The sequence below is a fragment of the Flavimaribacter sediminis genome, assembly GCF_019492055.1.
Taxonomy (GTDB): Bacteria; Pseudomonadota; Alphaproteobacteria; order Rhizobiales; family Rhizobiaceae; genus Flavimaribacter; species Flavimaribacter sediminis.
Genome location: NZ_JAICBX010000002.1, coordinates 21,732 through 45,367, shown reverse-complemented (window position 1 = coordinate 45,367; position 23,636 = coordinate 21,732). Strand labels below are relative to the sequence as shown.

The following is a 23,636-nucleotide window of genomic DNA, read 5'->3' as shown; positions in this document are numbered from 1 at the left end:
TCATGTCGGAGATACGCGTTGAAAACGTTCGCAAGGTCTTCGGTGATTTCGTCGCCGTCCAGGCGTCGAGTTTCGTCGTCGAGGATGGCGAATTCCTGGCGCTGCTCGGCCCCTCCGGGTGCGGCAAGACAACAACCTTGCGCATGATCGCGGGTCTCGAACTGCCGACGGACGGCAAGATCCTGCTTGATGGCGAGGACGTGACCTTCAATCGGGCGCGCGAACGCGACATCGCATTCGTGTTCCAGCTGTTCGCGCTCTATCCGCATATGAATGTGCGCAAGAATATCGGATTTCCGCTGAAGTCCCAGGGCATGGGTCGCGCCGAGATACGGAGCCGGGTCGAAGAAACGGCGAAGCTCCTGCGCATCGATCACATTCTGGATCGTCCGGTCTCCGGACTTGCCGGCGGCGACAGGCAGCGTGTCGCGCTTGGCCGCGCCATCGTTCGACGGCCGAAATGCTTCCTGATGGACGAGCCGCTGGGCACCCTCGACGCGGAATTCCGCAGCGTCATGATCCGGGAGTTGCGGGAACTCCACAATCGCATCAGCGCCACCACGATCTATGTCACGCACGACCAGCTCGAGGCGATGGCCATGGCCGACAAGATCGCGGTCATGAACCACGGCGTTATCGAGCAGTTTGGTCCGCCCCAGGAAATCTACGATCGTCCCGCGTCGATGTATGTGGCGGACTTCATCGGCTCGCCGCCGATGAATTTCATCGGCTTCAATGGCGGGCTCAAGAAGGGCGGCAACGAAATCGCCATCGATCACGTCAATATCCGCCTGCCGGAGCTTGCCGAGGACGTGGCGCCCGGCGAAATGGCGATTGGGGTGCGGCCTGAGCATATCCGGCTTCGCGATGAAGGCGGCCTGCGCGGCTCTGTCTACGAGACGGAATATCTGGGCACCAACCAGATCGTGTCGATCGCCATGGTGGATGGCATCGTCAAGGCGCGTGTGCCGGCCGATCTCGCCTTTTCACATGGGCAGAATGTCGGTCTTGAACTCGACAGCGAGCGTCTGTCGGTGTTTGTCAAGGATACGGGACGGGCTGTGCGCAGAAGAGCAGCGGGAGCCGCCCATGGCTGAAGTTCGGCTTGAATCCGTAACCAGGCGTTTCGGCGACGCCGTCGCCGTGGACCATGTCGACCTGGTTATTGCGGACGGCGAGTTCGTGGTACTGCTCGGACCGACCGGCGCCGGAAAGACGACGACGCTTCGACTGATCGCCGGACTGGAAAAGCCGGACGGTGGCCGGATCGTCATTGGCGGCGAAGACGTCAGCGATCGCGCGCCTTCCGAACGCGACGTGGCGTTCGTGTTTCAGCAATATTCGCTTTATCCGCATCTGACTGTTTTCGAGAATCTGGCTTTTCCGCTCAAGTCTCCGGCGCGTCGGATGCCCAAGGACGAGATCGCCGCCCGCGTCAACAAGGTCGCCGCCATGGTGCGCATCGATCACAAGCTCGCCAATCGTTCCACGGCGCTTTCCGGCGGCGAAATGCAGAGGGTGGCGATCGGCCGGGCGCTGGTGCGCGATCCGTCGATTTTTCTCATGGACGAGCCGCTTTCCTCGCTCGACGCAAAGTTGCGCGCCGAATTGCGGGTGGAGCTCAAGCGCATCCAGAACGAGATTGGCGCAACACTGCTTTACGTGACGCACGACCAGGTCGAGGCGATGACAATGGCAGACCGGATCGGCATCCTCGCCGAGGGCAGGCTGTTGCAGATCGGCACGCCGCGTGAAATCTACACGGATCCCGTCAATCTGCATGTGGCCGCCCGTCTCGGCCATCCCCATATCAATCTGTTGAAGCCGGGATTGCTGCCATGCGAGAGCGTGCCAGGCGGCGCGCGAACGATCGGAGCGCGCACCGAGCATCTCGAAATCCGGCCGTCCTCAAAGACCAACGCCAACGCCAGGGTTGACTGGATCGAACATCTGGGCGACCAGAACCATCTCCATATCAGTTCGGAGGGCGAAAAGATCATCACTCTGGCTGATCCCTATGCCGGCATCAATCCGGGCGACACGATCAGCCTGAGCCTGAAGAACCCGTTGTTTTTTGACGAGAACGGTCACCGGATCACGTGACCGAAAGAGCTTGGACATGAGCAAGACGATGACGCGACTGACGAGTGAGGACATGAAGGCACTGATTGGCGCCATGCAGGCGGCGATCGCGGAAAACGCCGAGCGTCTGACTGCGCTCGACCAGGCGATCGGCGACGGCGATCACGGCATCAACATGAAACGCGGCTTTGATGCGATCGCGGCGGACGCCGACGCCATTTGCGATAAACCGACGCCTCAGGCCTTGAGCGCCGCAGGCATGAAGCTGGTCATGTCGGTTGGCGGAGCTTCGGGGCCGCTGTTCGGGACGCTGTTCATGACGCTTGGCAAATCGCTCCCGGAGGATTTCGAATGCGGCGCGTTCGCTGACGCCTTCGCAAAGGCTGTCGACGCGGTTGCAGCTCGCGGCAAGTCCTCGGCCGGCCAGAAAACGATGCTCGATGTGCTCTATCCGGTGAGTGATGCGCTCGCCGCGGGAAAGAGCGTCGGGGAAGTTGCGGCGGTCGCGGCAGAGGCCGCCGAGGCGACCGTCCCGATGGAAGCCAAACGCGGTCGGGCCTCTTTTCTGGGCGAAAGGTCAATTGGTCACATGGACCCGGGATCCTGTTCCTGCAGTCTGCTGGTCAACACGATCGCCGCATGGATAAGCGCAAAGGAACATGCGGCATGAATGTCGGTATTGTCATTGTTTCCCACTCACCCCTGGTGGCTGAAGGCACCGCCCAGATGGTGCGCCAGATGGTCGGCGAAGAGGTGCGGCTCGCATGGTGCGGCGGCGATCCCGATGGCGGGCTCGGCACCAGCGTACAGGCCATCATCGACGCCATGGAATCAGTCTGGTCGGACGCCGGCGTCGCCGTCCTCGTGGATCTGGGCGGCGCCGAATCCAACTCCGAAATGGCCATGGAGGTCATCGGCGAACCGCGCTCGGCCAGGATCAGGATATGCAATGCTCCGATCGTCGAAGGCGCGGTGATGGCGGCGACGGAAGCCGCGGGCGGTTCATCGCTCGCAACAGTGGTCGCGACGGCTGAAGAATTGTCGCCCCTGTGAACGTGAAGAAGGAAGCCTGAGTTGAACGGCGAAGCCACAGAGGAAGTCATCATTACCCACAAGGTCGGGCTGCACGCACGGCCTTCGGTCAAGTTCACCAAGCTTGCCAAGACTTTCCCCTGCGTTATTGAGATAGCCACAAGCCCGGACGGTCCCTGGATCGACGCCAAGAGCATCGTAAAGGTGATGGCGGCGCGCGCGCCGGAGGGAACGCGCCTGTTGATGCGGGCGAACGGCGAAGCAAGCCTGGACGCTCTGGCGGCATTGAAAGGCCTCGTCGAACGGGATTTCGACGAGGCGCACAGCGATGCCAGCCTCGGCTAGGGTCAAGGGTCGCCCGGCCAGCCCCGGATACGCCGAAGGGCGCATCCATCTGGCGCGGGATACTCACGACAGCGACTATGTTCCTGCTTCATCCGCGGAGGGCGAAACCGAGGCCCTGCAAACGGCGATCGCTGTGGCGATCAGCGGGTTGCAGGCGCTGGTCGACAGCGCGGCCGGCGACGCCGCCGACATCCTGGAGTTCCAGCTGGCCATGCTCGCCGACGACACATTTTTCGAAGTGGCCAGCGGAAAGATCGGGGAGGGCGTCCAGGCCGACATTGCCTGGCGTGACGCACTGGACGAGGAAATCGCCGGCTATCTCGCTTCCGACGATGAGTATTTCAGAGCGCGCTCGGCCGACCTTACAGATATACGCGACCGGGTCCTGGGAGCGCTCACCGGCGCGGGCGATGCCGTTATCCCGGCAGGATCGATCTATGTCGGCGATGACCTGACGCCCTCGGCCTTTCTGTCGCATGACTGGCGGGAAGGCGGCATTGCGCTGCGAAGGGGCAGCGCGACAAGCCATGTGTCGATGCTTGCGCGGGCCGCCGGCGTTCCGGCAATCATCGGCATTGGAGCCGTGGGTCTGGAAGATGGCGCCAGCGCACTCCTTGATGCAGAGCAGGCCATGCTGATCGCCGAACCGGACGCCGGTGAGCGCGCTGATTTTCACGCTGCGCATGAGCGCTATCTCAAGACCATGCGCGACGCGGATCGCAATGCGACCCAGCCTGCATTTACCGCAGACGGCGAAAGGGTCGAGGTCTTCGTCAACATCGCCGATCCATCCGAGGTCGACGCGATCGATGTCGCCACGGTCGATGGCGTCGGCTTGATGCGGACCGAATTCCTGTTCGGCGGCGTGCACGGTCTACCGGACGAAGACGTACAATACATGGCCTATCGCAAGGTGCTGGAATGGGCCGCCGGCAAACCGGTCATCATTCGCACCGCCGATATTGGCGGCGACAAGCCGATTGAAGGCTATAGCATTGTAGAGGACAATTCGTTTCTCGGCATGCGCGGAATTCGCCTGTCGTTGCGGCGACCAGCGGTTTTTCGCCAGCAGATAAGGGCGCTTCTTCGTGCGGCTTGCTTTGGCAAGCTCAAGGTGATGTTGCCGATGGTGTCCGTTCCGGACGAGATCGACCGCGCCATGGCGCTTTTTGAAGAAGAAGCCAGTCTGCTCGAGGCGGATGGCGTCGATCACGCCATGCCGGACATCGGCATCATGGTGGAAGTCCCTTCTGTCGCTGTCCAGCCGGCGCGTTTTTCAAGAGCTGCATTTTTCTCCATCGGATCCAATGACCTGACCCAGTATGTGCTGGCGGTGTCGCGCGACAATGCGGATCTGTCCGAACTGGCGGACCCGGCGGACCCGTCCGTTCTTGGGCTCATCGAGAATATCGTTGACGCTGCGCGTGCGCAGGATCGGGAGGTGAGCCTGTGCGGCGACGCGGCCAGCGACACCCGCCTTGTCCCCTTGCTTCTGCAGACCGGATTGCGCAAGCTCTCGGTCGCGGCGTCCCGCATCGGCGTGGTCAAGGAAGTCGTACGCGAATGGCGCAAGGCGGATCCGGCGCCGGGCTTGCGGCATACAGCGTGAACGGGGACTTTTGGTGGCGAGCGATACGGAAGACGCAATCCGGGATTACAAGACCTTGCTGGGCGGGCTCATCGACCGTCGCCCTTCGGGCACACGGCAACGGCTTGCAGACGCGCTCGGCAAGAACCGCAGTTTCGTGACGCAGATCACCAGCGCCTCCTACGCCACGCCGCTGCCGGCCCGCCATCTGGCGACGATTTTTTCGGTCTGCCACATGGGGTCGACCGAGCAGCAGCAGTTTCTGGACGCATACAACAAGGCGCATCCCGGCCGGTTGAAACGGGCGGGCCACGGCAAGCGGCTGCGCCATCTGTCTATTCTGGCGCCGGATTTCGGCGACGAGGAACAGAACAGACTTTTCGATCAGGCGATCACTGAGTTCGCACACAAGATGGCGGCCCTTGCCAGCCGGAAGGACGACTGACAGGCAATTCACCCGGGGAGGAAATCATGAAAAAGTTCATCAACGATCCATCAACGGCCTTGCAGGAGAGCCTCGCAGGTTTTGCCGCAGCCCACGCGGACATCGTCACGCTTGCGCCCTCTGGCAAGTTCGTTCGCCGCAAGGAACTGAAGCAGGGGAAGGTCGCGCTGATCTCTGGCGGCGGTTCCGGACATGAGCCGCTGCATGCCGGTTTCGTCGGTCACGGCATGCTCGACGCCGCCTGTCCCGGAGAGGTCTTCACCTCGCCCACGCCCGACCAGATGGTGGAAGCCGTCCAGGGCGTCGATACGGGGGCTGGTTGTCTGTTCATCGTCAAGAACTATGAAGGCGATGTCATGAACTTCGACATGGCGGCGGAAATGGCTTCCGAAATGGCCGGCGCCAGGGTGCTTCAGGTCGTCACCAATGACGACATGGCAGTTGAGGATTCGACCTTCACCACAGGACGCCGAGGGGTCGCCGGCACGCTTGTCGTGGAAAAGATCGTGGGGGCGGCCGCCGAAGCAGGCATGGATCTCGAGACGTTGCAGGAACTCGGAAAACGGGTCAACGCCAATACCCGTTCCTTCGGCGTGGCGCTGACGAGCTGCACGGTGCCGGCAGCCGGAAAACCCACCTTCGACATCGGTGAAGACGAAATGGAATTCGGCGTCGGCATCCACGGAGAGCCGGGAAGGCGTCGCGGCAAGCTGATTTCCGCCGACGAGATCGCCGAAGAAATCTGCGAGGGCATCGTCAGGGAATTGGGAGCGGCCAGAAGCAAACCTGTTCTGCTGCTTGTCAACGGATTCGGCGCAACACCCCTGATGGAACTGTATCTCATGCACAACAGCGCGCGGAAGGTGCTTGAAAAACAGGGTGTGAATATAGCGCGCTCGCTGACCGGTTCCTTTGTGACATCCCTTGACATGGCCGGCTGTTCCGTCACTGTGACGGCTCTTGAGGAGGATATGCTTACATTGTGGGATGCGCAGGTCCATACCGCGGCGTTGCGCATGGGGATGTGAGCAGCAAACGAGGAGAAAACACATGGCAACGAATATCAAGGGCCCGGCGCTATTCCTGGCCCAGTTCGCGGACGATGCAGCGCCGTTCAATTCGCTTCCGGCGATAGCGAAATGGGCCGCCTCTCTCGGCTACAAGGGCGTCCAGATACCAACTTGGGATGGTCGGCTCTTCGACTTGGAAAAGGCGGCTTCTTCGAAGGATTATTGCGACGAAGTCAAAGGTGTCTGCAACGATGCAGGTGTCGAAATCACGGAGCTTTCGACGCATCTGCAGGGTCAGCTGGTCGCGGTGCATCCCGCCTATGACAGCGCGTTCGACGCCTTTGCGCCGGAAGCTGTTCACAACAATCCAGCCGCGCGCCAGCAGTGGGCGGTCAAGCAGATGCAGCATGCAGCGAAAGCTTCCCGCAATCTTGGCCTGGACGTATCCGTTTCGTTCACCGGCGCGTTGGCGTTTCCCTATCTCTATCCATGGCCGCAACGGCCTGCCGGACTGATCGAGGAGGCCTTCGCGGAACTCGCGCGTCGGTGGAAGCCGATCCTCGACGTCTACGAAGAGAATGGCGTTGACGTCGGCTACGAAATCCATCCGGGCGAAGACGTTTTTGACGGTGCGACTTTCGAGATGTTCCTGGATGCGCTCGACGGCCACAAGCGTTGCACGATCAACTACGATCCATCGCATTTCCTGCTTCAGCAACTCGACTATCTGGCTTTCATTGATATCTATCACGAGCGGATTTCCGCATTCCATGTCAAGGACGCGGAGTTTAATCCGGATGGTCGGCAAGGGGTTTATTCCGGCTATCAGGGCTGGGTCGGACGGGCCGGCCGCTTCCGGTCGCTGGGTGACGGTCAGGTGGATTTCTCCGGCATCTTTTCAAAGCTTGCGCAGTACGACTACGACAGTTGGGCGGTTCTCGAATGGGAGTGCTGTCTCAAGCATCCCGAACAGGGCGCCGCGGAAGGCGCGCCCTTCATCGCCGACCACATCATCCGCGTGACGGAAAAGGCGTTTGACGATTTCGCCGGCGGCGAAACCGATCAGGCGCAAATCCGCAAGATGCTGGGTATTTAGGGGAGACGACATGGTTAGTGCAGCCAAAACAAGCAGCGAAGCGAGCCCAATTCGTCTCGGCATGGTGGGCGGCGGACAGGGCGCCTTTATCGGCGCGGTTCATCGCATCGCATCGCGTATCGACGGACATTATGATCTGGTGGCGGGAGCGTTGTCTTCCGATCCCGATCGGGCCGCCGCGTCGGCCGCCGAACTCGGCCTCGATCCCGAGCGCTCATACGGAAGTTTCGCGGAAATGGCGAAGGCCGAAGCAGCGCGCGAGGATGGCATCGAGGCCGTGTCGATCGTCACGCCAAACCACGTTCACTATCCGGCGGCGAAAGCGTTTCTCGACGCAGGGATCCATGTGATCTGTGACAAGCCGCTGACTTCTAACCTGGCTGACGCAAAGAAACTCGCCAAACTGGTGGACAAGACCGGCAAACTGTTCGTCTTGACCCACAATTACACCGGTTACCCGATGATCCGTCAGGCCCGTGAAATGGTGGGAAAGGGCGTGCTTGGGAATATCCGGCTCGTCCATGCGGAATATCCGCAGGATTGGCTGACGGAAAAGGTGGAAGACACCGGCGCCAAACAGGCGGTCTGGCGCACTGACCCAAAACAGTCCGGCGCGGGCGGCTCCATCGGAGATATCGGCACGCATGCTTGGAACCTCGCCAGTTTCGTTTCCGGTCTCGAAACGGACAGCCTTGCAGCCGATCTCGACAGTTTTGTCGAGGGGCGCCCGCTCGACGACAACGCCCACATCATGCTGAGGTTCAAGGCAAAGGGGAAAGAGAAGCCCGCAAAGGGCATGGTTTGGTGCAGCCAGGTGGCGCCCGGAAACGAGAACGGGCTGAAGTTGCGGATTTACGGGACGAAAGGTGGTCTCGAGTGGACGCAGGCCGATCCGAACTATCTCTGGTACACGCCATTCGGCAAGCCGAAGCAGCTGATAACGCGCGGCGGGGCGGGCTCGGGACCGGCGGCCGGGCGGATGACGCGAGTCCCGCCAGGGCATCCGGAAGGGTATCTGGAAGGTTTCGCCAATATCTACAGCGAAGCGGCCATGGCAATTCGGGCCATGCGTCGCAAGAAGGGCAAGGTTCCCAAAGACGTGATTTTCCCGACGGTGGAGGACGGCGTCATGGGCATGCGCTTCATCGAGGCGTGCGTGAAGTCATCGAAGAAGAACGGCGCCTGGGTCAAGGTCTGACCGGCTTCACGACTCCGCCCAAGGGCCGTGGAAGCTGCCTTCGCGATCGAGGCGTTCAAAAGAGTGAAGTCCGAAGAAATCCCGCTGCGCCTGGATCATGTTGGCCGTGCCGCGCTGCATCCGCATCATGTCGAAATAGGAAAGCGCGGAGGAGAGCGCCGGTACCGGCAGCGCCGCCGCTGCCGCTTTCGCGACAAGCGACCGCAATGACGCCTCGTTCTCCATCAACAATGAGACGAAGCGCGACGCGAACATCAGGTTCGTATCGGGCTCGTCGGTAAAGGCGGACGCCATGTCGTTGAGCATCGAGGACCGAATGATGCAGCCGGCGCGCCAGACCCGCGCCACATCGGGCAATGACAGGTTCCATGCGAAGCTGTCGCTGGCTGCTTTCAGGAGATCGAAGCCCTGCGCATAGCAGAGGATCTTGCCGGCGATCAGCGCGCGCTCAAGAAGATCGAGGTCTATCGATTCGGCGTCGTGGGATGGCTCGCCATAAATGTCGCCGCCGATCTTTCGCGCGGCCAGTCGCGCCGAAATATTGCGGGCTGCGACCGCCGCTTCGATGGAAGGGATCGGCGCGCCGAGATGCTGCGCCTCGATCGCCGTCCAGCGGCCTGTGCCCTTCTGGCCGGCCTTGTCGAGAATGACATCGAGCAGGGGTTTGCCTGTTTCCGGATCGACGGCGCGGGAGACTTCTCCAGAAATTTCAATCAGATAAGATTGCAGCGGCCCGTCGTTCCAGCGCGTGAAAACTTCGGCGATGGCGGCCGGTTGCATCGCCAAGCCGTCGCGCATGACGCCGTAGATTTCGGCGATCATCTGCATGTCCGCATATTCGATGCCGTTGTGGACGGTCTTGACGAAATGACCGGTCCCGGCTTCGCCGAGCCAGGTTGCGCAAGGCGCGCCTTCGTAATCGGCGGCGATCGCTTCAAGGATCGGCGCGACGCGCTGCCAGGAGGCTTCCGAACCACCGCCCATGATCGCCGGCCCGTGACGTGCGCCTTCCTCTCCACCGGAGACGCCGATGCCGAGGAAGGGATGGTTTTCGTCTTCCGCCGCGGCGACGCGTCTGTTCGTGTCGTGGAAGTTGGCGTTGCCGGCGTCGATGATCAGATCGTCATCGTCAAGCAAGGGACGCAAGGCGGCGATCTGCTGGTCCACCGGATCGCCCGCGGGCACCATGAGGATGATCGCGCGGGGCGGCCGGATGGACGCGACGAGGCTTTCAAGAGTATCGCAAGGGGTGATTTTTTGCGCGAGATCGCCGGCGTTTTCGTAAAACGAATGCGTGGTCGCGACCGTGCGGTTGAAGACCGCAATCCCGAAGCCCTTTTCGGCGATATTCAGGGAGAGGGCGGCACCCATCGTCCCCAGCCCGATCAGTCCAATTTCGGCCGGCGTCTCGTTACTCACTGTGGTTTATCCCCGCTGCTGATGTTCGAGGGGACTATAGGTCAGTCGATGGTCTTTCGAAAGGCAGCGCGCCGCCCGTCAACTCACATTCTCCGCGCTCGTCACCACCGCATGGGCAAAAAATTCGGCGGAGGAACGAGCCGACATCAGCAGGAAAGAATGCTCGTCGTTGCGGTGAATGATCATGCCGAGATGTTCCATCACGGTGCGGGCGACGGCACCGACCGTGAATATATCCGGATGCAGGTCGAGCATGCAGATCCGCTCGAGCGCCGTGCGAGATCCGGGGCCGGAGACGCGCAGCAACGCCCATCCGTCCGATTGATCCGTGACGGAACCCTGATCGCCTGCAATCTCTGCGATTTCCAGGTCCGGCCGATGACCGGTCTGCGGGAACAGCACGAAGATCTGGTCGGATTGGAGGCTGAGAACCAGGAGATCCCTTGTTTCAACACGGGCTGTGTTGCCGACAAAGGGAAGCTTCAGATCCAGGCTTTTCCGCATGGTCCGTTCAAGATTTGCCCGGTCGGAGAAGGCGACCGAAACGACGGCGCGGCCTGTGACTTCCTCGATGACGACGTCTTCGAATGTCCGGTGAAGGCCGTTGAGGGGCGTTTCTGCGATCAGGTCGAATTCAGCCACGGAGTCGCTCCCCTTCAGGATCGACGAAGTGCGGCGAGCAGATCTCGACTTCAGTTGACTTGTCGCGCAACGGGTCGGCGGCGATCACGGTCTCTCCAATGCGGCTGTCGCCCCTTTCAATGAAGCCGAGACCGATCGAAGTCTGCAGGTTGGGCGACCATGCGACTGAAGTCATCCAGCCCTCGTCGTTTTCCGTGGTCATTTCCTTGCCCTTTGCGATGAAGTGCGCGCCGGCCTTCAATTCCTGCGCTGTGTCAACCGGCTTGAAACCGACAAGTTTCAGACCGTCCTCCCGCGCGAGGTGTTCACGTTGCGACAGCACGCGGCCGATATAGTCTTTCTTTTCGGACATCATGCGGCCAAGGCCGAGATCGCGCGCCGACGTCTGTCCGTTCAGTTCGCTGCCGGTGGCGTGGCCCTTTTCTATCCGCATCACGTTCAGCGCCTCGACGCCGTATGGCGTTGCACCGAACTCCTCTCCGGCTTTCATCAAAGTCGCCATGAGAGAGTTCCCGTAGCGCGCAGGAACAGCGATCTCGTAGGCGAGTTCGCCTGAGAACGAAATCCGGAAGAGGCGGGCTGGAACGCCTCCGCAGACGGTGATTTCTCCGCAGGCCATGAACGGGAAGGCGTCGCTGGAAATGTCATGATCAGGGTCGAGGAGTTGTTCCAGAAGCTTGCGGGCATTGGGACCTGCAACGGCCGCCTGCGCCCATTGTTCCGTCACGGAGATCAGATGCACGTCGAGACCCGGCCAAAGGCACTGGCGACAGAATTCGAGATGTTTAAAGACAGTCGACGCGTTGGCGGTGGTCGTCGTCATGACGAAGTGGTTTTCACCGAGCCGCGCCGTCGTGCCGTCATCCATGACGAGACCGTCCTCACGCAGCATCAATCCGTAGCGGCACTTGCCGACCGGTAATTTTGCAAAGCCGTTGCTGTAGACGCGATTGACGAACTCGGCGGCGTCGCGGCCCTGGATATCGATCTTGCCGAGCGTGGTCACGTCGCAAATACCAACCGAAGCTCTTGTTTGCTGCACTTCCCGGTCGCAGCTTTGACGCCAGTGCGTATCGCCTTCGCGGGAGAACCATTGCGCCCGCATCCACAAACCGGATTCGACAAAGTCGGCGCCGTTTTCCTCGGCCCAGCGATGGCCGGGCGTCTTGCGGACCGGACGGAATTCCTTGCCGCGGCTCCGCCCTGCGATCGCGCCGATTGCGACCGGCGTATAAGGTGGGCGGAAGATGGTCGTCCCGGTTTCAGGAATGGATTTGCCGGACGCCTGCGCCAGAATGGCGAGGCCCAGCACGTTTGCGGTGCGTCCCTGATCCGTCGCCATGCCCAGCGTCGTGTAGCGCTTGAGATGCTCGACAGACCGGAAACCCTCCTGGTGCGACAGGCGGATATCCTTCACCGTAACGTCATTCTGCAGATCGACAAAAGCCCGGCCTTTGCCTTCCCGAACATGCCAGAACGCCGAGATCGACGTTGCTTCCTCATCGGCTGTCAGCGAGTCGTCGGCCGGTGGATTGAGGCCGAACTTCTCAAGGATTTCGACTGCTGTTTCGCGGCCGTCAGCAAGGCAGTTCTGGAGGGAAAATGTCCCTCTCGCTGCGCCGGCGACGCGCATGCCGACAGGCAGGTCGCCGCCGGGCGTGAAAGCGGCGATATCCTCTTTCCATTGCGGTCGGCCGCGCTGATGGCAGGTCAAATGCACGTTCGGGCTCCAGCCGCCGGAAATGGCCAGACAGTCGCATTCGATCGTTTGCCCGCTTGCGAGAGTGATGGACCGAACGCCGTGTCTGCCCTTCGTTCCGGTGACGCGTCCACCCATGACGACGGCGGCTCCCCGCGGCGCTGCAAGCGGTGAGGTCTCGCGGGTGTCGATGATCGCAGCGATTGAAATGCCTTTGGCCGAGAGGTCGGAAGCCGTGCGCCATCCCGTGTCATTATTGGTGAAAATCGCCACGGATGCGCCGGTTCCGACTGCGAAACGGTTTGCATAGGCGCGCACCGCGCCCGCGAGCATCACGCCCGGCCGGTCGTTGTCGGAAAAGGCGATCGACCGTTCGGTGGCGCCTGCGCACACGATCGCGCGTTTCGTGTAGATGCGCCAGAGCACCTGCCGGGGTTTGCCGCTGCCATGCGGCAGGTGATCTGTCTGACGTTCGATTGCGCCGTAGATCCCGTGATCATAGGCGCCGAAGACAGTCGTCCGCGTCAAGATGCGCACATTGTCCATTGCAGCGAGTTCGGCGCGCGCCGCGTCGGCCCAGTCGCTGCCCGCCATGTAGTTGACGCCCAGCGTTTCCGCGTTCAACCGCCCGCCAACCCGGAAATCTTCATCCGCCAGGATCACCCGCACGCCGGCCCGTCCTGCTGTCAAGGCTGCGGAAAGGCCGCTCGGGCCTGCGCCGATAATCAGGATATCGCAATGCAGATACCCCTTGTCATAGGCGTCGGGATCGGGTTCGCGCGACAGTCGGCCAAGCCCGGCGGCGGCCCTTATTGCGGGTTCGTAGAGCTTCTCCCAGAAGGATTTGGGCCACATGAACGTCTTGTAGTAGAACCCGGCCGAGAGGAATGGCGAAAGCAGGTCGTTGACCGCCAACAGATCGTATTTGAGCGAACCGCGATAATTCTGGCTGCGCGCGTCGAGCCCGCCAAAAAGCTCCGCCATGGTCGCGCGCGTATTTGGCTCCTGTCGTGCGCCGCGACGAAGTTCGACGAGGGCGTTGGGTTCTTCGGAGCCGGCCGAGAAAACGCCGCGCGGCCGATGATATTTGAAGGAGCGTCCGACCAGGCGCACGCCGTTGGCAAGCAGCGCCGACGCCAGTGTGTCGCCGCCGTGTCCGTTAAAGGCGGCGCTGTCGAAGCGAAATTCGAGCGTTTGCGATCTGTCGACCAGACCGCCCTTGGTGAGCCGGAAAGCCTGTGTCATCGGGAACGCCCTCTGGCTATCGCCACGTCCTTCGCGAGTTCCACCCGGGTGATTTCATGGGTGAGCGTATTGCGCGTCACCACCAGCCAGGAGCGGTCTCCGTGCTCATGAAACCAAAGTTCGCGATGTTCGCCGGCGGGGTTGTCGCGCAGATAGACATAGTCGTGAAACTGCTCTGCGGCGTCTTGCGCCTGCGGGTCCGGGCGATCAATCAGCGAAGCGTCCCCCAGATAGGAGAATTCGGAAGCGTCGCGCGGGCCAAGCAGAGGATGATTGATGATCATGGTCTGGCGAAATCTCAGTGAAGATTGGGTTGCGGGCCGCGGCCCGTCTCGTCGAGCATGCGCCCGCTGATTGACCGGTCGAGGCGCATTTGCGCCGCTGTCGGATGTGGTTCGTCACGGGCGATCAGATGGGCGTAGCAATAGCCGGACGCAGGGGTCGCCTTGAACCCGCCATAACACCAGCCTCCATTGAAATAGAGACCATCGACGCCTGTCTTGTCGATGAAAGGTGAACCGTCCATGGACATGTCCATCACGCCGCCCCAGCTTCTGAGCAGGCGCGCCCGGCCGATCATCGGCATCATCGCCATGCCGCCCTCGCACACATTCTCCACCGTCGGCAGATTGCCCCGCTGGGCGTAGGTGTTGTAGCCGTCGAGATCGCCGCCGAAGACCAGACCTCCCTTGTCGGACTGGGAGACATAGAAATGCCCTGCGCCATATGTCAGCACGCCGGGAATGACCGGCTTGAGCCCTTCAGTGACAAAGGCCTGCAGAACGTGGCTCTCGATCGGCAGGCGCATGCCGGCGAGCGCCATCACCCGGCTCGATGACCCGGCGACGCAGACGGCGACCTTTTTCGCGCTGATCACTCCACGCGTTGTCGCGACACCGGTGCATAGGCCGGCGTCGATCCGGAACCCGGTGACTTCGCAGTTCTGTATGAGATCGACGCCTCGGCTGTCGGCGCCGCGCGCATAGCCCCATGCGACTGCGTCATGTCGGGCCGTGCCGCCGCGCTTCTGTCTAAGGCCGCCCCGGACCGGAAAGCGCGCATTCTCGAAGTCGAGAAACGGACAGATACGCCGCAACTGTTTCCTGTCGAGGAGATCGGCGTCTACGCCCGCCAGCCGCATGGCGTTGCCGCGGCGCGCATATGCGTCGCGCTGGCTGTCCGAATGGTAGAGATTGATGACGCTGCGTTGCGAGACCATTGCATTGTAGTTGAAGTCCTGCTCCAGGCCTTCCCAAAGCTTCATGGAAAGTTCGTAGAAATGCTGGTTGCCGGGCAGGAGATAATTGGATCGTATGATTGTCGTGTTGCGGCCGATATTTCCGGATCCAAGCCACCCTTTCTCAAGCACTGCGACGTTGCGGACGCCGAACTCCTTGGCAAGATAATAGGCCGTCGAAAGGCCATGCCCGCCGCCGCCGACGATCACGACGTCGTATTCCTGTTTCGGATCGGGATCACGCCAGACCGGTTTCCAGCCGCGGTTACCGGTCAGACCTTCCAGAAATACCTTCATTCCCGAATAGCGCATAGAGCCATCTCCATCTGGCTGCATCGTCTTGCGTTCGGTCCCGCTTGACTAGTGTGAAATCGACAGTTTCATTCAAAAAATGGACATGACAGCAGAAAACCGGGAGCGTTTTCGCGTCGGCTTTCTGCTCGCCGCAACGTTTTGCCCGGTTTGCCAAGCATCGGCGTATTTTTCGCAATCATTCAAGGCGCTACGCTATGTCGCGCCCTCGGCGGCGCGGCGCAAAAACCAACTCCTGCCGAGTGGCAGGCCGACCTACTCCGCCGCCAGACCGGCGCGATGGGCTACGATCGACAATACGTTTTCCTCGATCCAGTCGACAAGGGATTCCACGCGCTTCGCCACCTCTACGCCGGATGGCGTGAGGGTGTATTCAACATGCGGCGGAACGACGGGCAACGAATTGCGGAGCACAAAGCCGTCGCCTTCTAGGTTCTGCAGCGTTTGCGCAAGCATCTTTTCGCTGACGCCGCCAATGCGCCTGCGCAACTGGCTGAATCGCATTGTCCCATCCAGAAGCGCCACCAGAACGAGGACGCCCCAGCGCGAGACGACATGGTTGAGGATGTCGCGTGACGGGCATTGACCCGAGAAGACAACCCCCCGGCGCAGGCCTTCCGCCAGGCTGCCCGTGACCGGTGTTTCCGTACGGTGTTTCGCAGACATTTACACTAACTTTTTCGTGCGTACTTACTTTTTGTTAGCGATTACCTAAATCGTCTTCATCACCCTTTCAAGTATGGAGACATGATTGTGATTGCAGTAACCGGAGCGAGCGGACAACTGGGACGGCTGGTTGTCGAAGCGTTGTTGAAGTCCAAGACAGAAACCAGGATAGCTGCGCTCGTGCGGGATCCTTCCAAGGTAGCGGATTTCGGCGAAAAGGGCGTGGACGTCCGCAAAGCCGACTACGACGCGCCGGAAACCCTGGCGGCGGCGCTGGAGGGCGTGGAGCGTCTTTTGTTGATTTCGTCGAGCGAGGTTGGTCAAAGAACCCGGCAACACAAGGCGGCCATTGACGCTGCGAAAGCCGCCGGCGTCAAGCTGATCGCCTATACGAGTATCCTCAACGCCGACGATTCACCACTCGCCCTTGCCGACGAGCACCGCGAAACGGAAGCTTATCTTGAGGAATCAGGCGTTCCTTATGTTCTGCTGCGCCATGGCTGGTATACGGAAAACTACATGGGCGCGATCCCCGCTGCAGTCGAGAACGGCGCCGTCTACGGTTGCGCCGGCGATGGCCGCTTTTCGTTCGCGACCCGCAAGGACTATGCAGAGGCCGACGCGGCCGTCCTTCTGAAAGAGGGACAGGCAGGAAAAGTATATGAGCTTGCCGGCGCGCGGGGCTATACGCTGTCGGAGCTTGCGGCAGAGATCTCCGCCCATGCGAACAAGACCATCCCTTACGTGAACATCCCCGAGGCGGCTTACAGCGATGCGCTCGTGAAAGCGGGAATTCCTGAACCCTTTGCTGCCATTCTAGCAAATTCGGAAACCGGGGCGTCCGGGGGCGCGCTCTTCACGAAAAGTCACGACCTGTCGGATCTGATCGGGAGGTCTTCGACGACGCTTGCTGAAAGCGTCGCAGTCGCAATGCAGGACTGAGGTTTGCCGTTTTTGCAAGTGTGGCTTGCAGAATGAGGGAGTTGACGGCGCCTATAAGTAAGATAGACTTACTATCAGTTTATCATACAAAAAGTTGGTCCCTTGAAAAGCGGTATAGATCCCGAGAACATTTCCTTTTTGCTGTTCGACATTTCGCGGCTGATGCGCGGCGAATTCGAACAGCGCGTGGCTGAGGCGGGTCTTGGCGTGACGCCCGCCGAGGCGCGTGTTCTCGCTCATGTCGCGCGATGTCAGCCGATCCGCCAGCATCTGCTCGCTGATCGGCTTGGCATCGCCCGCATGAGCATCACGACCTTCATCGACCGGCTGGAGGGCGCAGGCCTGCTGGAACGCGTCGCCGATCCGGAAGACCGCCGCGCCAAATTCGTGTCGCTGACCGACGATGCGTTTCCGATCATGAGCAAATTGGAAGACATCGGCGATGCGGTGCGGCTCGCCGCGCGCGGCGCCATTCCCGCCGAGGAATGGGAACTCTTCCGCAAGACAGCTCTCGCCGTACGCGGCAATCTTGCGGCAGTGCGGCAGAAAGTGAAGGAAATGGCGCAATGAACGCCACCGGCCACTCATTTGCGCCGGTGATGAGCGAACGCAAGGTCAGTTTCATTGGTGCCTTGTTCGTCGCCATCGGCCCGGTGACTTTGGCGCTCTATACGCCAGCCATGACGCAGATCATCGACGCGCTCAACACCACACAGGCGATGGTCAATCTGACCATGACGGTCTATTTCGGCGGCTTCGCCACGGCGCAGCTTGTCGCAGGTCCGATCTCCGACGCGCTCGGCAGGAAACCAGTCACCTTCGTCTTCATGGGCATATTTCTGCTTGCAACCCTCGCTGCGCTCGTTGCGCCGACAATCGAGGTCTTGATCGCCGCACGCTTTGTCCAGGGCATCGGCGCTTCCGCCGGCATCGCCATATCACGGGCGATCGTTCGTGATCTCTACCGCGGAGACAGGTCCGCCCGCATCATGAACCTGATCGGAATTATCCTGGCTGTCGGTCCGGCCTTTGCTCCGACCCTTGGCGGCGCGATGCTGCAGTTATTCGGCTGGCGCGCGATCTTCTTCTTCATGGCGCTGATGGGCGTCGCGGTGGTTCTGGTCACAGCTTTTTCGCTGAAGGAGACGGTTGTCGCCGACAGGTCCCGTTTCAATTTGGCGTCTCTTGTAAGCTCATACGGGCAATTGTTGACCAACGCCCATTTCATGGCGACGACGCTCACTCTGGCGGGTGCAATCGGCGCGGTCTACACGATGATGACCTTTCTGCCGTTCATTCTCATGGGGCAGGTCGGCCTTTCGCCAACCGAGTATGGGCTTGGCATGTTGTTGCAGACCGGCTGCTTCTTTCTCGGCTCGCTGGTCGTTCGTCATCTGATCGGGCGCTACAGCGCCTATAGTCTGGTGTTGCCCGGACTTGTTTTCATATTTCTGGGCAGCATCGCAAGCATGGCGCTGTTCTTTGTAGAACCCACCTATCTTCGCGTGATCCTTCCAACGGGCATCTACTCCGCAGGCATAGCCTTCGTGATGCCCGCGATGACGACAGCGGCGCTTGCGCCATTTCCGCGCATTGCCGGAGCAGCGGCTTCCCTGATGGGCTTTGTGCAGATGGGAACCGGCCTGGTCATGGGGACGATCGGCGGTCTTTTCGCCAATCCCACGAACGCCATGGCGACGCTGGTTCCGATCCTCGGGCTTGTGTCCTGCGTGTCCTATGTCGTTTATCGGCGTCACCCGCACATTGCCGAACCCGAACCGCGCGCCGACGTCATTGCAAGTCTGCCGGTCGGCCGCACCCAGATGCCGGACTGACGGCGGCCCGTATTATTTCCAGAAAGGCTGCGCGAGCGCTCGCGGCGCAATCTGGCGTCCGACAAGTCCTGCGACAGCGAGCAGCGCCAGCAGATAAGGCATCATGATAAGCAGCGCATTTGGCAGTTGGACACCTATTGCCGGCAACTGGAATTGTAACGCCGTCGCGGCGCCGAAAAGCAGACAGGCGAGCACAATGCGCCAGATCCGCCAGTTTCCGAAAATCACGGCGACAATCGCCAGATAACCGGCCCCCCGGGTCATGCCTTCCGTAAATGTGTGAATTTCCGCGATCGACAGAAAAGCACCGCCGAGCGCCGCCATCAGGCCGGTAAAAAGAACCGCGCCGTGCCTCAGAGCAATTACGGGAACGCCGGAAATCGCAACGGCGTGCGGATCCTCGCCGGCGGCCCTCAAAGCGACGCCCACCCCGGTGCGGGATATGAACCAGGCCAAAGCGATGATGATTGCGACGGCCAGATAGGCGAGGCCGGCCTGATGAAAGATCGGACCGATGACGGGCAGGTCTCCGAGCAACGGAGGAGACCAGGCGTTGAAACCCGTGATCATCTCGCGGGAACGGTTCCCGAAAAACTGCCTGTAGCCGAGGGTCGTCAGCCCCAGAACGAGAATATTGATTCCTATCCCGGTCACCACCTGGTTGGCGCGCAACGTGTTGGTCAAAACGCTTTGCAGCAGCGCGATCGGTAGCACGAAAACGACGGCGAAGAGCAATCCGACAAAGGGGGAACCGGTCATCGCCGCCCCGAGCGCGCCGCCGAAGGCGCCTGTCAGCATCATCCCTTCGACGCTCATATTGACCACGCCGGCCCGTTCGCTGACATATTCGCCGGTTGCGGCAAACAGCAGAGGGACGGCAAGCCGGATGGAAGAGGCCAGGAAAACCACAAACAGTTCCATAGTCATCGCGCAGACCCCCGATCAAGAAAATAGGCTGCTCCGGCGATAGAAACCACGATCATACCCTGGATGATGCCGACGAGAGCGGAGGGGACCGAAGCCATCATTTCCATGGAGATGCCGCCCGAGCGCATGAAGCCGAAGAGCAAAGCGCCGGCGATAACGCCCGTAATCGAGTTCCTTGCAAGCAGGCCGACGACGAGTCCGTCGAAGCCGTAATTCGAACAGAAACCGGCTTTCAGCGAGTATTGCTCGCCTTGCAGCATCACAGCGCCGGCAAGGCCACCAAGCGCGCCTGCAACGAACAATGCGGTGACGACGCCTGCGCCGACCGCAATGCCGGCGCGGGCGGCTGCGACCGGATTGAAGCCGATGGCCTTCAGATTGAAGCCGAAAACGGAGCGGGAGAGAATGATCGCGGCGGCAATCGCGATCACAATCGTCAGGGGCAACCCCCAGGTGACAGGCGAGGCGTATGAGCCGGTCAGCAGGGGAACCTGTGTGGATGCGGGAATGGAAAGGGATTCCGGCAGCGTTGCGGATGACGTCATGGGCTGGCGCAGCAGATTTTCAGACTGGACCGACCAGTAGAGCAGCCAGATCGCGATGAAAGACAACAGCAAGGTCGTGATGACCTCGTTGGCGCCGGCGCGAACCTTGAGGAAGCCGGCGATAGCGCCCCAGACGCCGCCTGCTATCGCTCCACCGACAAGCGGAATGATGAAGGACAGGCCAAATGGCAGCTCCGCCATGCCGGGAGCCAGGCACAGCGCCGTCGCGAACACGCCGCCCATTGCGATCTGACCCTCTCCGCCGACATTCGTCAGCCCGGCGCGGGCGGCGATGACGAAGCCGATCCCGACGAGCGCCAGCGAAACGGACCTGTTCAGCGACGCCGAAATCGAATAGGCCGAGCCGAAGGCGCCGTTGATGAATGCCGAGATCGCCCGTTCGAGCGACACGCCCATGGCCATGACCGCAATCAGTCCGACAAGAAACGCCGCAACCACGGCAATAATTGGTATGGCGATCCGCCCGAACATGTCTTTGTAGACGGCGGACCGGATGACCGGGGGATGCTGCGGGATATCAGTCATGGCGTCTTCCCGGACATCAGCAAACCAATGTGATCCCTGTTGTCGCTGCTGGCTGGCCGCTCTCCGATTATGCGGCCGCGATAGAAAACGACGATGCGGTCGGCGACGGCAAGCAACTCGTCCAGTTCCGAGGAGATCAGCAGAACGCCGGTGTTACGGTCTGCGGCCTGGCGGATGAAGGTGTAGACGGCTTCGATGGCGCCGATATCCAGTCCGCGCGTCGGATGGGCGGCCAGAAGGAATCGCAAATTCGGCGTTGTCAGTTCGCGCGCGAGCACGGCCTTTTGCTGGTTGCCGCCGGAAAGCGTCGAGAATGCCGATTGGCTGTCGGGCGCGCGCACGTCGAAACGTTGCATGAGCGTGCTTGCTGCTTCGCGTTGGTCCTTGCGGTCGATAAGGCCGTATCGGGCAAACCTCTGCATGCGGCCAAGCTGCAGATTGTCGGCGAGCGACAGCTGTCCGATAGACGCGACCAGATGCCGGTCTTCGGGAATCACGCCCACGCCCGCCGCCGTAATCTGGCGGGGTTTCGCAGCGGTCATTTCGCGCCCTGCGGCAAACCATCGGCCGCTCGTCGCACGGGAAAGTCCGGCCAGGATGGACCCAAGCTCGCTCTGGCCGTTTCCCTCCACACCGGCGACGCCGACGATTTCGCCTTCCGTGATCGTCAGCGTGACGCTGTCGAGACGTTTGACGCCGATCTCGTCGACAAAGGACAGATTGTCGATCTGCATGGCCTCGGGCCGTGGACCGCGATGCGGCGCCGGGTTTCGCGGCGGAAGCGCGCTGACCCCGAAATTGCGATTGTCGCCGGCTCCGCCTTCCCGGCTGATCATTGCGCGAACCAGCGCGTCCATGTCATTTGAGGGTTCCGCCGAATGGGCGACGGCTCGTCCGCCGCGCAAGACTGTGACGCGGTCGGCGACGCGGGCGATCTCGGCAAGTTTGTGCGTTACCATGACAACCGCACAGCCGCTTTCGGCAACGCGGCGGCAGACGTCGAGCAATGAATTGATCTCTTCCGGCAGCAACACTGCAGTCGGCTCGTCGAGGATAAGCAGACGTGGACGCTGCATCAGGCACTTGACGATTTCGATGCGCTGACGCTGGCCGACCGACAGGTCTCCAACGATCTCGAAAGGGGCCAGGTCGAGACCGAATTCCGTCGCCAGCGCCGTGATTTTTTCAGCCTCGGCTTTTCGATTCAGGCGTCCGAATTTCTTGCCGATAAGCAGATTGTCGATAACAGGCAGTTCGTTGATCAGGCTGAAATGCTGATGCACCATGGCGACGCCGTGCCCCATGGCGTCGCGCGGATTGGCTGGCGCATAGGGCGCGTCTTCAAGCCGCATGACGCCCGAGGTGGGCTGATGTATGCCGAACACCAGGTTGCAAAGCGTCGATTTGCCTGCTCCGTTTTCGCCGAGCAGGCAATGCGCCTGATGCGCGTTGAAGGCGATGTCTATGTCTGAGAGAGCTGAAAATTCGCCGAACCGCTTGCCCACTCCGGAGAGCGTCAGAAGCGGTTGTGGTTCGGTTTTTTCTGCAGGAGCGGGCACGCCCTGCACGGCCGCGCCCTGGTTCAAGTGTCTCAACCTTCGAGCACCGTGATCTTTCCGGACTCGATATCTTCCATAATGGCGTTGAGTTTGTCCATCATGCCGGGCGCCGGATCGCAGACGGCGATTCCGGAAGCTTCAGGGCCCATGGCGAGACCGAAAGGCTTGTAACCGGCTTCCCATGTTCCCTTGACCGCTTCATCGATGGCGTATTCAACCTGGAAACCGACGCCGGTGATGGAATAGGCGAGATAAAGCGGATCGGAGCCGCAATAGTCGGTATAGGAACCGATGATGTGCGTGCCTTTTTCGGTCGCCGCTTGTTCCATGCCCCGCAGGCCGAGATTCAGGATGTGATAGTGGATATCGGCGCCCTGGGCGATGGCTGCGAGCGTTGCTTCCTTGGACTTTGCGACGTCGTCGAAGTCACCGGTGTAGTTTTCGAAATATTTTATGTCGGGATTGATGTAGCGCGCGCCATTGCCGAATTCTTTGCCCGCATTGACGATCGACGGAATTTCCATGCCGCCGACATAGGATACGGCGCCGTTTTCGGAAAGCATCGCTGCTGCAGCTCCGGCGACGAAGGCGATTTCCGCCTGCTTGACGTCATAACCGGCGACATTCGGAACTTCCACGCCGGCGTTGCCCCCGACGATAGAGAACTTCACATCCGGGAAGCGCGGGGCGATCTTGACCATGGCGGCCTGGGTCTGGCCGCCAACGCCGATAACGAGATCGTTTCCGGATGCAAGCTGCGTGATCGCCTGCTCCATATCGGCGTAGTTGATGTTTTCGATCATCTGGACTTCGATCTTATCGCCATATTCTTCCTGCGCAGCGACGAGACCATTGTAGCCGGATTCCATCCAGCCCTTGTCAGACTTGGAGCCCGGGATAAGAATTCCGACCTTGAGCGGGTCGGCGGCGAACGCAGCAGCGGAGCTGGCGACCATCAGTGTCGCAGCTGCAAAGCTTGCTATGATTGAGCGTCGGGTGAACATTGGTGTCCCTTTCTCTTGGAGTCGTTCGAGGCGTTCTGCGAACCTCGCCCTTCGCCGATGCAATCCATGTGCCACACCGGGAAATCATTGAATTAAAAGGGAACTGGGTAGCGAAGAGGTTTGCCTAAGTAAGTAAATGATTATTTATTGCTCATGCGCGGGCCCATCTGCCGCCCAAATGGGCAGCGTCGTCGTCGGCGCTATCGCGGAATGCCGAAAATCCGGTGATTGCCGCGCTGGCACGCTGCTTGCTTTGTTTCAG

23 protein-coding genes are annotated in these 23,636 nt (G+C 60.8%); 13 read left to right on the top strand and 10 right to left on the bottom strand.

Annotated elements, in window-relative coordinates:
• Nucleotides 1-2: 2 nt before the first annotated feature.
• From K1W69_RS08430 to K1W69_RS08385, 10 genes are read left to right on the top strand one after another with little or no spacing between them, the layout of a single operon-like run.
• Entirely contained in the window at nt 3-1,097 is a 1,095-nt protein-coding gene (locus tag K1W69_RS08430; RefSeq protein WP_220227939.1) for an ABC transporter ATP-binding protein, read from the top strand.
• Nucleotides 1,090-2,103: an ABC transporter ATP-binding protein gene (locus K1W69_RS08425; protein ID WP_220227938.1), complete on the top strand. Its 1,014-nt coding sequence runs from the start codon at nt 1,090-1,092 to the stop codon at nt 2,101-2,103. Before K1W69_RS08430 ends, K1W69_RS08425 begins: the two co-directional genes overlap by 8 nt.
• A 16-nt stretch (nt 2,104-2,119) precedes the next feature.
• Nucleotides 2,120-2,752: a dihydroxyacetone kinase subunit DhaL gene (dhaL, locus tag K1W69_RS08420; RefSeq protein ID WP_220227937.1), complete on the top strand. Its 633-nt coding sequence runs from the start codon at nt 2,120-2,122 to the stop codon at nt 2,750-2,752.
• Nucleotides 2,749-3,135: a dihydroxyacetone kinase phosphoryl donor subunit DhaM gene (gene dhaM / locus K1W69_RS08415; RefSeq protein ID WP_370688222.1), complete on the top strand. Its 387-nt coding sequence runs from the start codon at nt 2,749-2,751 to the stop codon at nt 3,133-3,135. Before dhaL ends, dhaM begins: the two co-directional genes overlap by 4 nt.
• Nucleotides 3,136-3,156: 21 nt before the next feature.
• Nucleotides 3,157-3,459: an HPr family phosphocarrier protein gene (locus tag K1W69_RS08410; protein ID WP_220227935.1), complete on the top strand. Its 303-nt coding sequence runs from the start codon at nt 3,157-3,159 to the stop codon at nt 3,457-3,459.
• Entirely contained in the window at nt 3,443-5,068 is a 1,626-nt protein-coding gene (ptsP, locus tag K1W69_RS08405) for a phosphoenolpyruvate--protein phosphotransferase (protein WP_220227934.1), read from the top strand. The genes K1W69_RS08410 and ptsP overlap by 17 nt, the downstream gene beginning before the upstream one ends.
• A gap of 10 nt (nt 5,069-5,078) precedes the next feature.
• Nucleotides 5,079-5,492: a hypothetical protein gene (locus K1W69_RS08400; RefSeq protein WP_220227933.1), complete on the top strand. Its 414-nt coding sequence runs from the start codon at nt 5,079-5,081 to the stop codon at nt 5,490-5,492.
• Between the two features lie 26 nt (nt 5,493-5,518).
• Nucleotides 5,519-6,520, top strand: coding sequence for a dihydroxyacetone kinase subunit DhaK (gene dhaK, locus K1W69_RS08395; protein ID WP_220227932.1), 1,002 nt, complete (start codon nt 5,519-5,521; stop codon nt 6,518-6,520).
• A 22-nt stretch (nt 6,521-6,542) separates the two neighbouring features.
• Nucleotides 6,543-7,598: a sugar phosphate isomerase/epimerase family protein gene (locus tag K1W69_RS08390; RefSeq protein ID WP_220227931.1), complete on the top strand. Its 1,056-nt coding sequence runs from the start codon at nt 6,543-6,545 to the stop codon at nt 7,596-7,598.
• A 10-nt stretch (nt 7,599-7,608) separates the two neighbouring features.
• Nucleotides 7,609-8,796 carry a Gfo/Idh/MocA family protein gene (locus K1W69_RS08385; RefSeq protein WP_220227930.1) on the top strand — a complete coding sequence of 396 codons (1,188 nt, stop codon included), beginning with the start codon at nt 7,609-7,611 and terminating at the stop codon, nt 8,794-8,796.
• Between the two features lie 6 nt (nt 8,797-8,802).
• On the opposite strand, the gene gnd is transcribed toward K1W69_RS08385, so the two are convergent.
• The 6 genes from gnd to K1W69_RS08355 form a co-directional block, all read right to left on the bottom strand.
• Entirely contained in the window at nt 8,803-10,215 is a 1,413-nt protein-coding gene (gnd, locus tag K1W69_RS08380; RefSeq protein ID WP_370688221.1) for an NADP-dependent phosphogluconate dehydrogenase, read from the bottom strand.
• A gap of 78 nt (nt 10,216-10,293) precedes the next feature.
• Nucleotides 10,294-10,857 carry a sarcosine oxidase subunit gamma gene (locus tag K1W69_RS08375; protein WP_220227929.1) on the bottom strand — a complete coding sequence of 188 codons (564 nt, stop codon included), beginning with the start codon at nt 10,855-10,857 and terminating at the stop codon, nt 10,294-10,296.
• Entirely contained in the window at nt 10,850-13,801 is a 2,952-nt protein-coding gene (locus K1W69_RS08370; protein ID WP_220227928.1) for a sarcosine oxidase subunit alpha family protein, read from the bottom strand. The genes K1W69_RS08375 and K1W69_RS08370 overlap by 8 nt, the downstream gene beginning before the upstream one ends.
• Complete coding sequence (locus K1W69_RS08365; protein ID WP_220227927.1) at nt 13,798-14,085, bottom strand: sarcosine oxidase subunit delta; 288 nt, start codon at nt 14,083-14,085, stop codon at nt 13,798-13,800. The genes K1W69_RS08370 and K1W69_RS08365 overlap by 4 nt, the downstream gene beginning before the upstream one ends.
• A 14-nt stretch (nt 14,086-14,099) precedes the next feature.
• Complete coding sequence (locus tag K1W69_RS08360; protein ID WP_220227926.1) at nt 14,100-15,350, bottom strand: sarcosine oxidase subunit beta family protein; 1,251 nt, start codon at nt 15,348-15,350, stop codon at nt 14,100-14,102.
• Between the two features lie 255 nt (nt 15,351-15,605).
• On the bottom strand, nt 15,606-16,016 hold the full coding sequence (locus tag K1W69_RS08355) for a winged helix-turn-helix transcriptional regulator (RefSeq protein WP_220227925.1): 411 nt from the start codon (nt 16,014-16,016) through the stop codon (nt 15,606-15,608).
• Between the two features lie 81 nt (nt 16,017-16,097).
• Between K1W69_RS08355 and K1W69_RS08350 the strand changes: the two genes are divergently transcribed.
• From K1W69_RS08350 to K1W69_RS08340, 3 genes are all read left to right on the top strand, one after another.
• Nucleotides 16,098-16,958, top strand: a complete 861-nt coding sequence (locus K1W69_RS08350) for an SDR family oxidoreductase (protein WP_258570948.1) — start codon at nt 16,098-16,100, stop codon at nt 16,956-16,958.
• 102 nt (nt 16,959-17,060) lie between these two features.
• A complete protein-coding gene (locus tag K1W69_RS08345) occupies nt 17,061-17,528 on the top strand; it encodes a MarR family winged helix-turn-helix transcriptional regulator (protein ID WP_220227923.1) in 468 nt (155 codons plus the stop codon).
• Nucleotides 17,525-18,793, top strand: a complete 1,269-nt coding sequence (locus K1W69_RS08340; protein WP_258570947.1) for a multidrug effflux MFS transporter — start codon at nt 17,525-17,527, stop codon at nt 18,791-18,793. Before K1W69_RS08345 ends, K1W69_RS08340 begins: the two co-directional genes overlap by 4 nt.
• 12 nt (nt 18,794-18,805) lie before the next feature.
• On the opposite strand, the gene K1W69_RS08335 is transcribed toward K1W69_RS08340, so the two are convergent.
• From K1W69_RS08335 to K1W69_RS08320, 4 genes are read right to left on the bottom strand one after another with little or no spacing between them, the layout of a single operon-like run.
• Complete coding sequence (locus K1W69_RS08335; RefSeq protein ID WP_220227922.1) at nt 18,806-19,720, bottom strand: ABC transporter permease; 915 nt, start codon at nt 19,718-19,720, stop codon at nt 18,806-18,808.
• Nucleotides 19,717-20,811, bottom strand: a complete 1,095-nt coding sequence (locus K1W69_RS08330; RefSeq protein WP_258570946.1) for an ABC transporter permease — start codon at nt 20,809-20,811, stop codon at nt 19,717-19,719. Before K1W69_RS08330 ends, K1W69_RS08335 begins: the two co-directional genes overlap by 4 nt.
• Nucleotides 20,808-22,397, bottom strand: coding sequence for an ABC transporter ATP-binding protein (locus K1W69_RS08325; protein ID WP_258570945.1), 1,590 nt, complete (start codon nt 22,395-22,397; stop codon nt 20,808-20,810). Before K1W69_RS08325 ends, K1W69_RS08330 begins: the two co-directional genes overlap by 4 nt.
• A 5-nt stretch (nt 22,398-22,402) precedes the next feature.
• Nucleotides 22,403-23,374, bottom strand: coding sequence for a BMP family protein (locus tag K1W69_RS08320; RefSeq protein WP_220227921.1), 972 nt, complete (start codon nt 23,372-23,374; stop codon nt 22,403-22,405).
• Nucleotides 23,375-23,636 lie beyond the last annotated feature (262 nt).

Coding starts and splice junctions, on each gene's coding strand:
- K1W69_RS08430 (WP_220227939.1), top strand. CDS start 3: ATGTCGGAGATACGCGTTGAAAACGTTCGCAAGGTCTTCGGTGATTTC.
- K1W69_RS08425 (WP_220227938.1), top strand. CDS start 1,090: ATGGCTGAAGTTCGGCTTGAATCCGTAACCAGGCGTTTCGGCGACGCC.
- dhaL (WP_220227937.1), top strand. CDS start 2,120: ATGAGCAAGACGATGACGCGACTGACGAGTGAGGACATGAAGGCACTG.
- dhaM (WP_370688222.1), top strand. CDS start 2,749: ATGAATGTCGGTATTGTCATTGTTTCCCACTCACCCCTGGTGGCTGAA.
- ptsP (WP_220227934.1), top strand. CDS start 3,443: ATGCCAGCCTCGGCTAGGGTCAAGGGTCGCCCGGCCAGCCCCGGATAC.
- dhaK (WP_220227932.1), top strand. CDS start 5,519: ATGAAAAAGTTCATCAACGATCCATCAACGGCCTTGCAGGAGAGCCTC.
- K1W69_RS08390 (WP_220227931.1), top strand. CDS start 6,543: ATGGCAACGAATATCAAGGGCCCGGCGCTATTCCTGGCCCAGTTCGCG.
- K1W69_RS08385 (WP_220227930.1), top strand. CDS start 7,609: ATGGTTAGTGCAGCCAAAACAAGCAGCGAAGCGAGCCCAATTCGTCTC.
- K1W69_RS08370 (WP_220227928.1), bottom strand. CDS start 13,801: ATGACACAGGCTTTCCGGCTCACCAAGGGCGGTCTGGTCGACAGATCG.
- K1W69_RS08365 (WP_220227927.1), bottom strand. CDS start 14,085: ATGATCATCAATCATCCTCTGCTTGGCCCGCGCGACGCTTCCGAATTC.
- K1W69_RS08360 (WP_220227926.1), bottom strand. CDS start 15,350: ATGCGCTATTCGGGAATGAAGGTATTTCTGGAAGGTCTGACCGGTAAC.
- K1W69_RS08355 (WP_220227925.1), bottom strand. CDS start 16,016: ATGTCTGCGAAACACCGTACGGAAACACCGGTCACGGGCAGCCTGGCG.
- K1W69_RS08350 (WP_258570948.1), top strand. CDS start 16,098: ATGATTGTGATTGCAGTAACCGGAGCGAGCGGACAACTGGGACGGCTG.
- K1W69_RS08340 (WP_258570947.1), top strand. CDS start 17,525: ATGAACGCCACCGGCCACTCATTTGCGCCGGTGATGAGCGAACGCAAG.
- K1W69_RS08335 (WP_220227922.1), bottom strand. CDS start 19,720: ATGACTATGGAACTGTTTGTGGTTTTCCTGGCCTCTTCCATCCGGCTT.
- K1W69_RS08330 (WP_258570946.1), bottom strand. CDS start 20,811: ATGACTGATATCCCGCAGCATCCCCCGGTCATCCGGTCCGCCGTCTAC.
- K1W69_RS08320 (WP_220227921.1), bottom strand. CDS start 23,374: ATGTTCACCCGACGCTCAATCATAGCAAGCTTTGCAGCTGCGACACTG.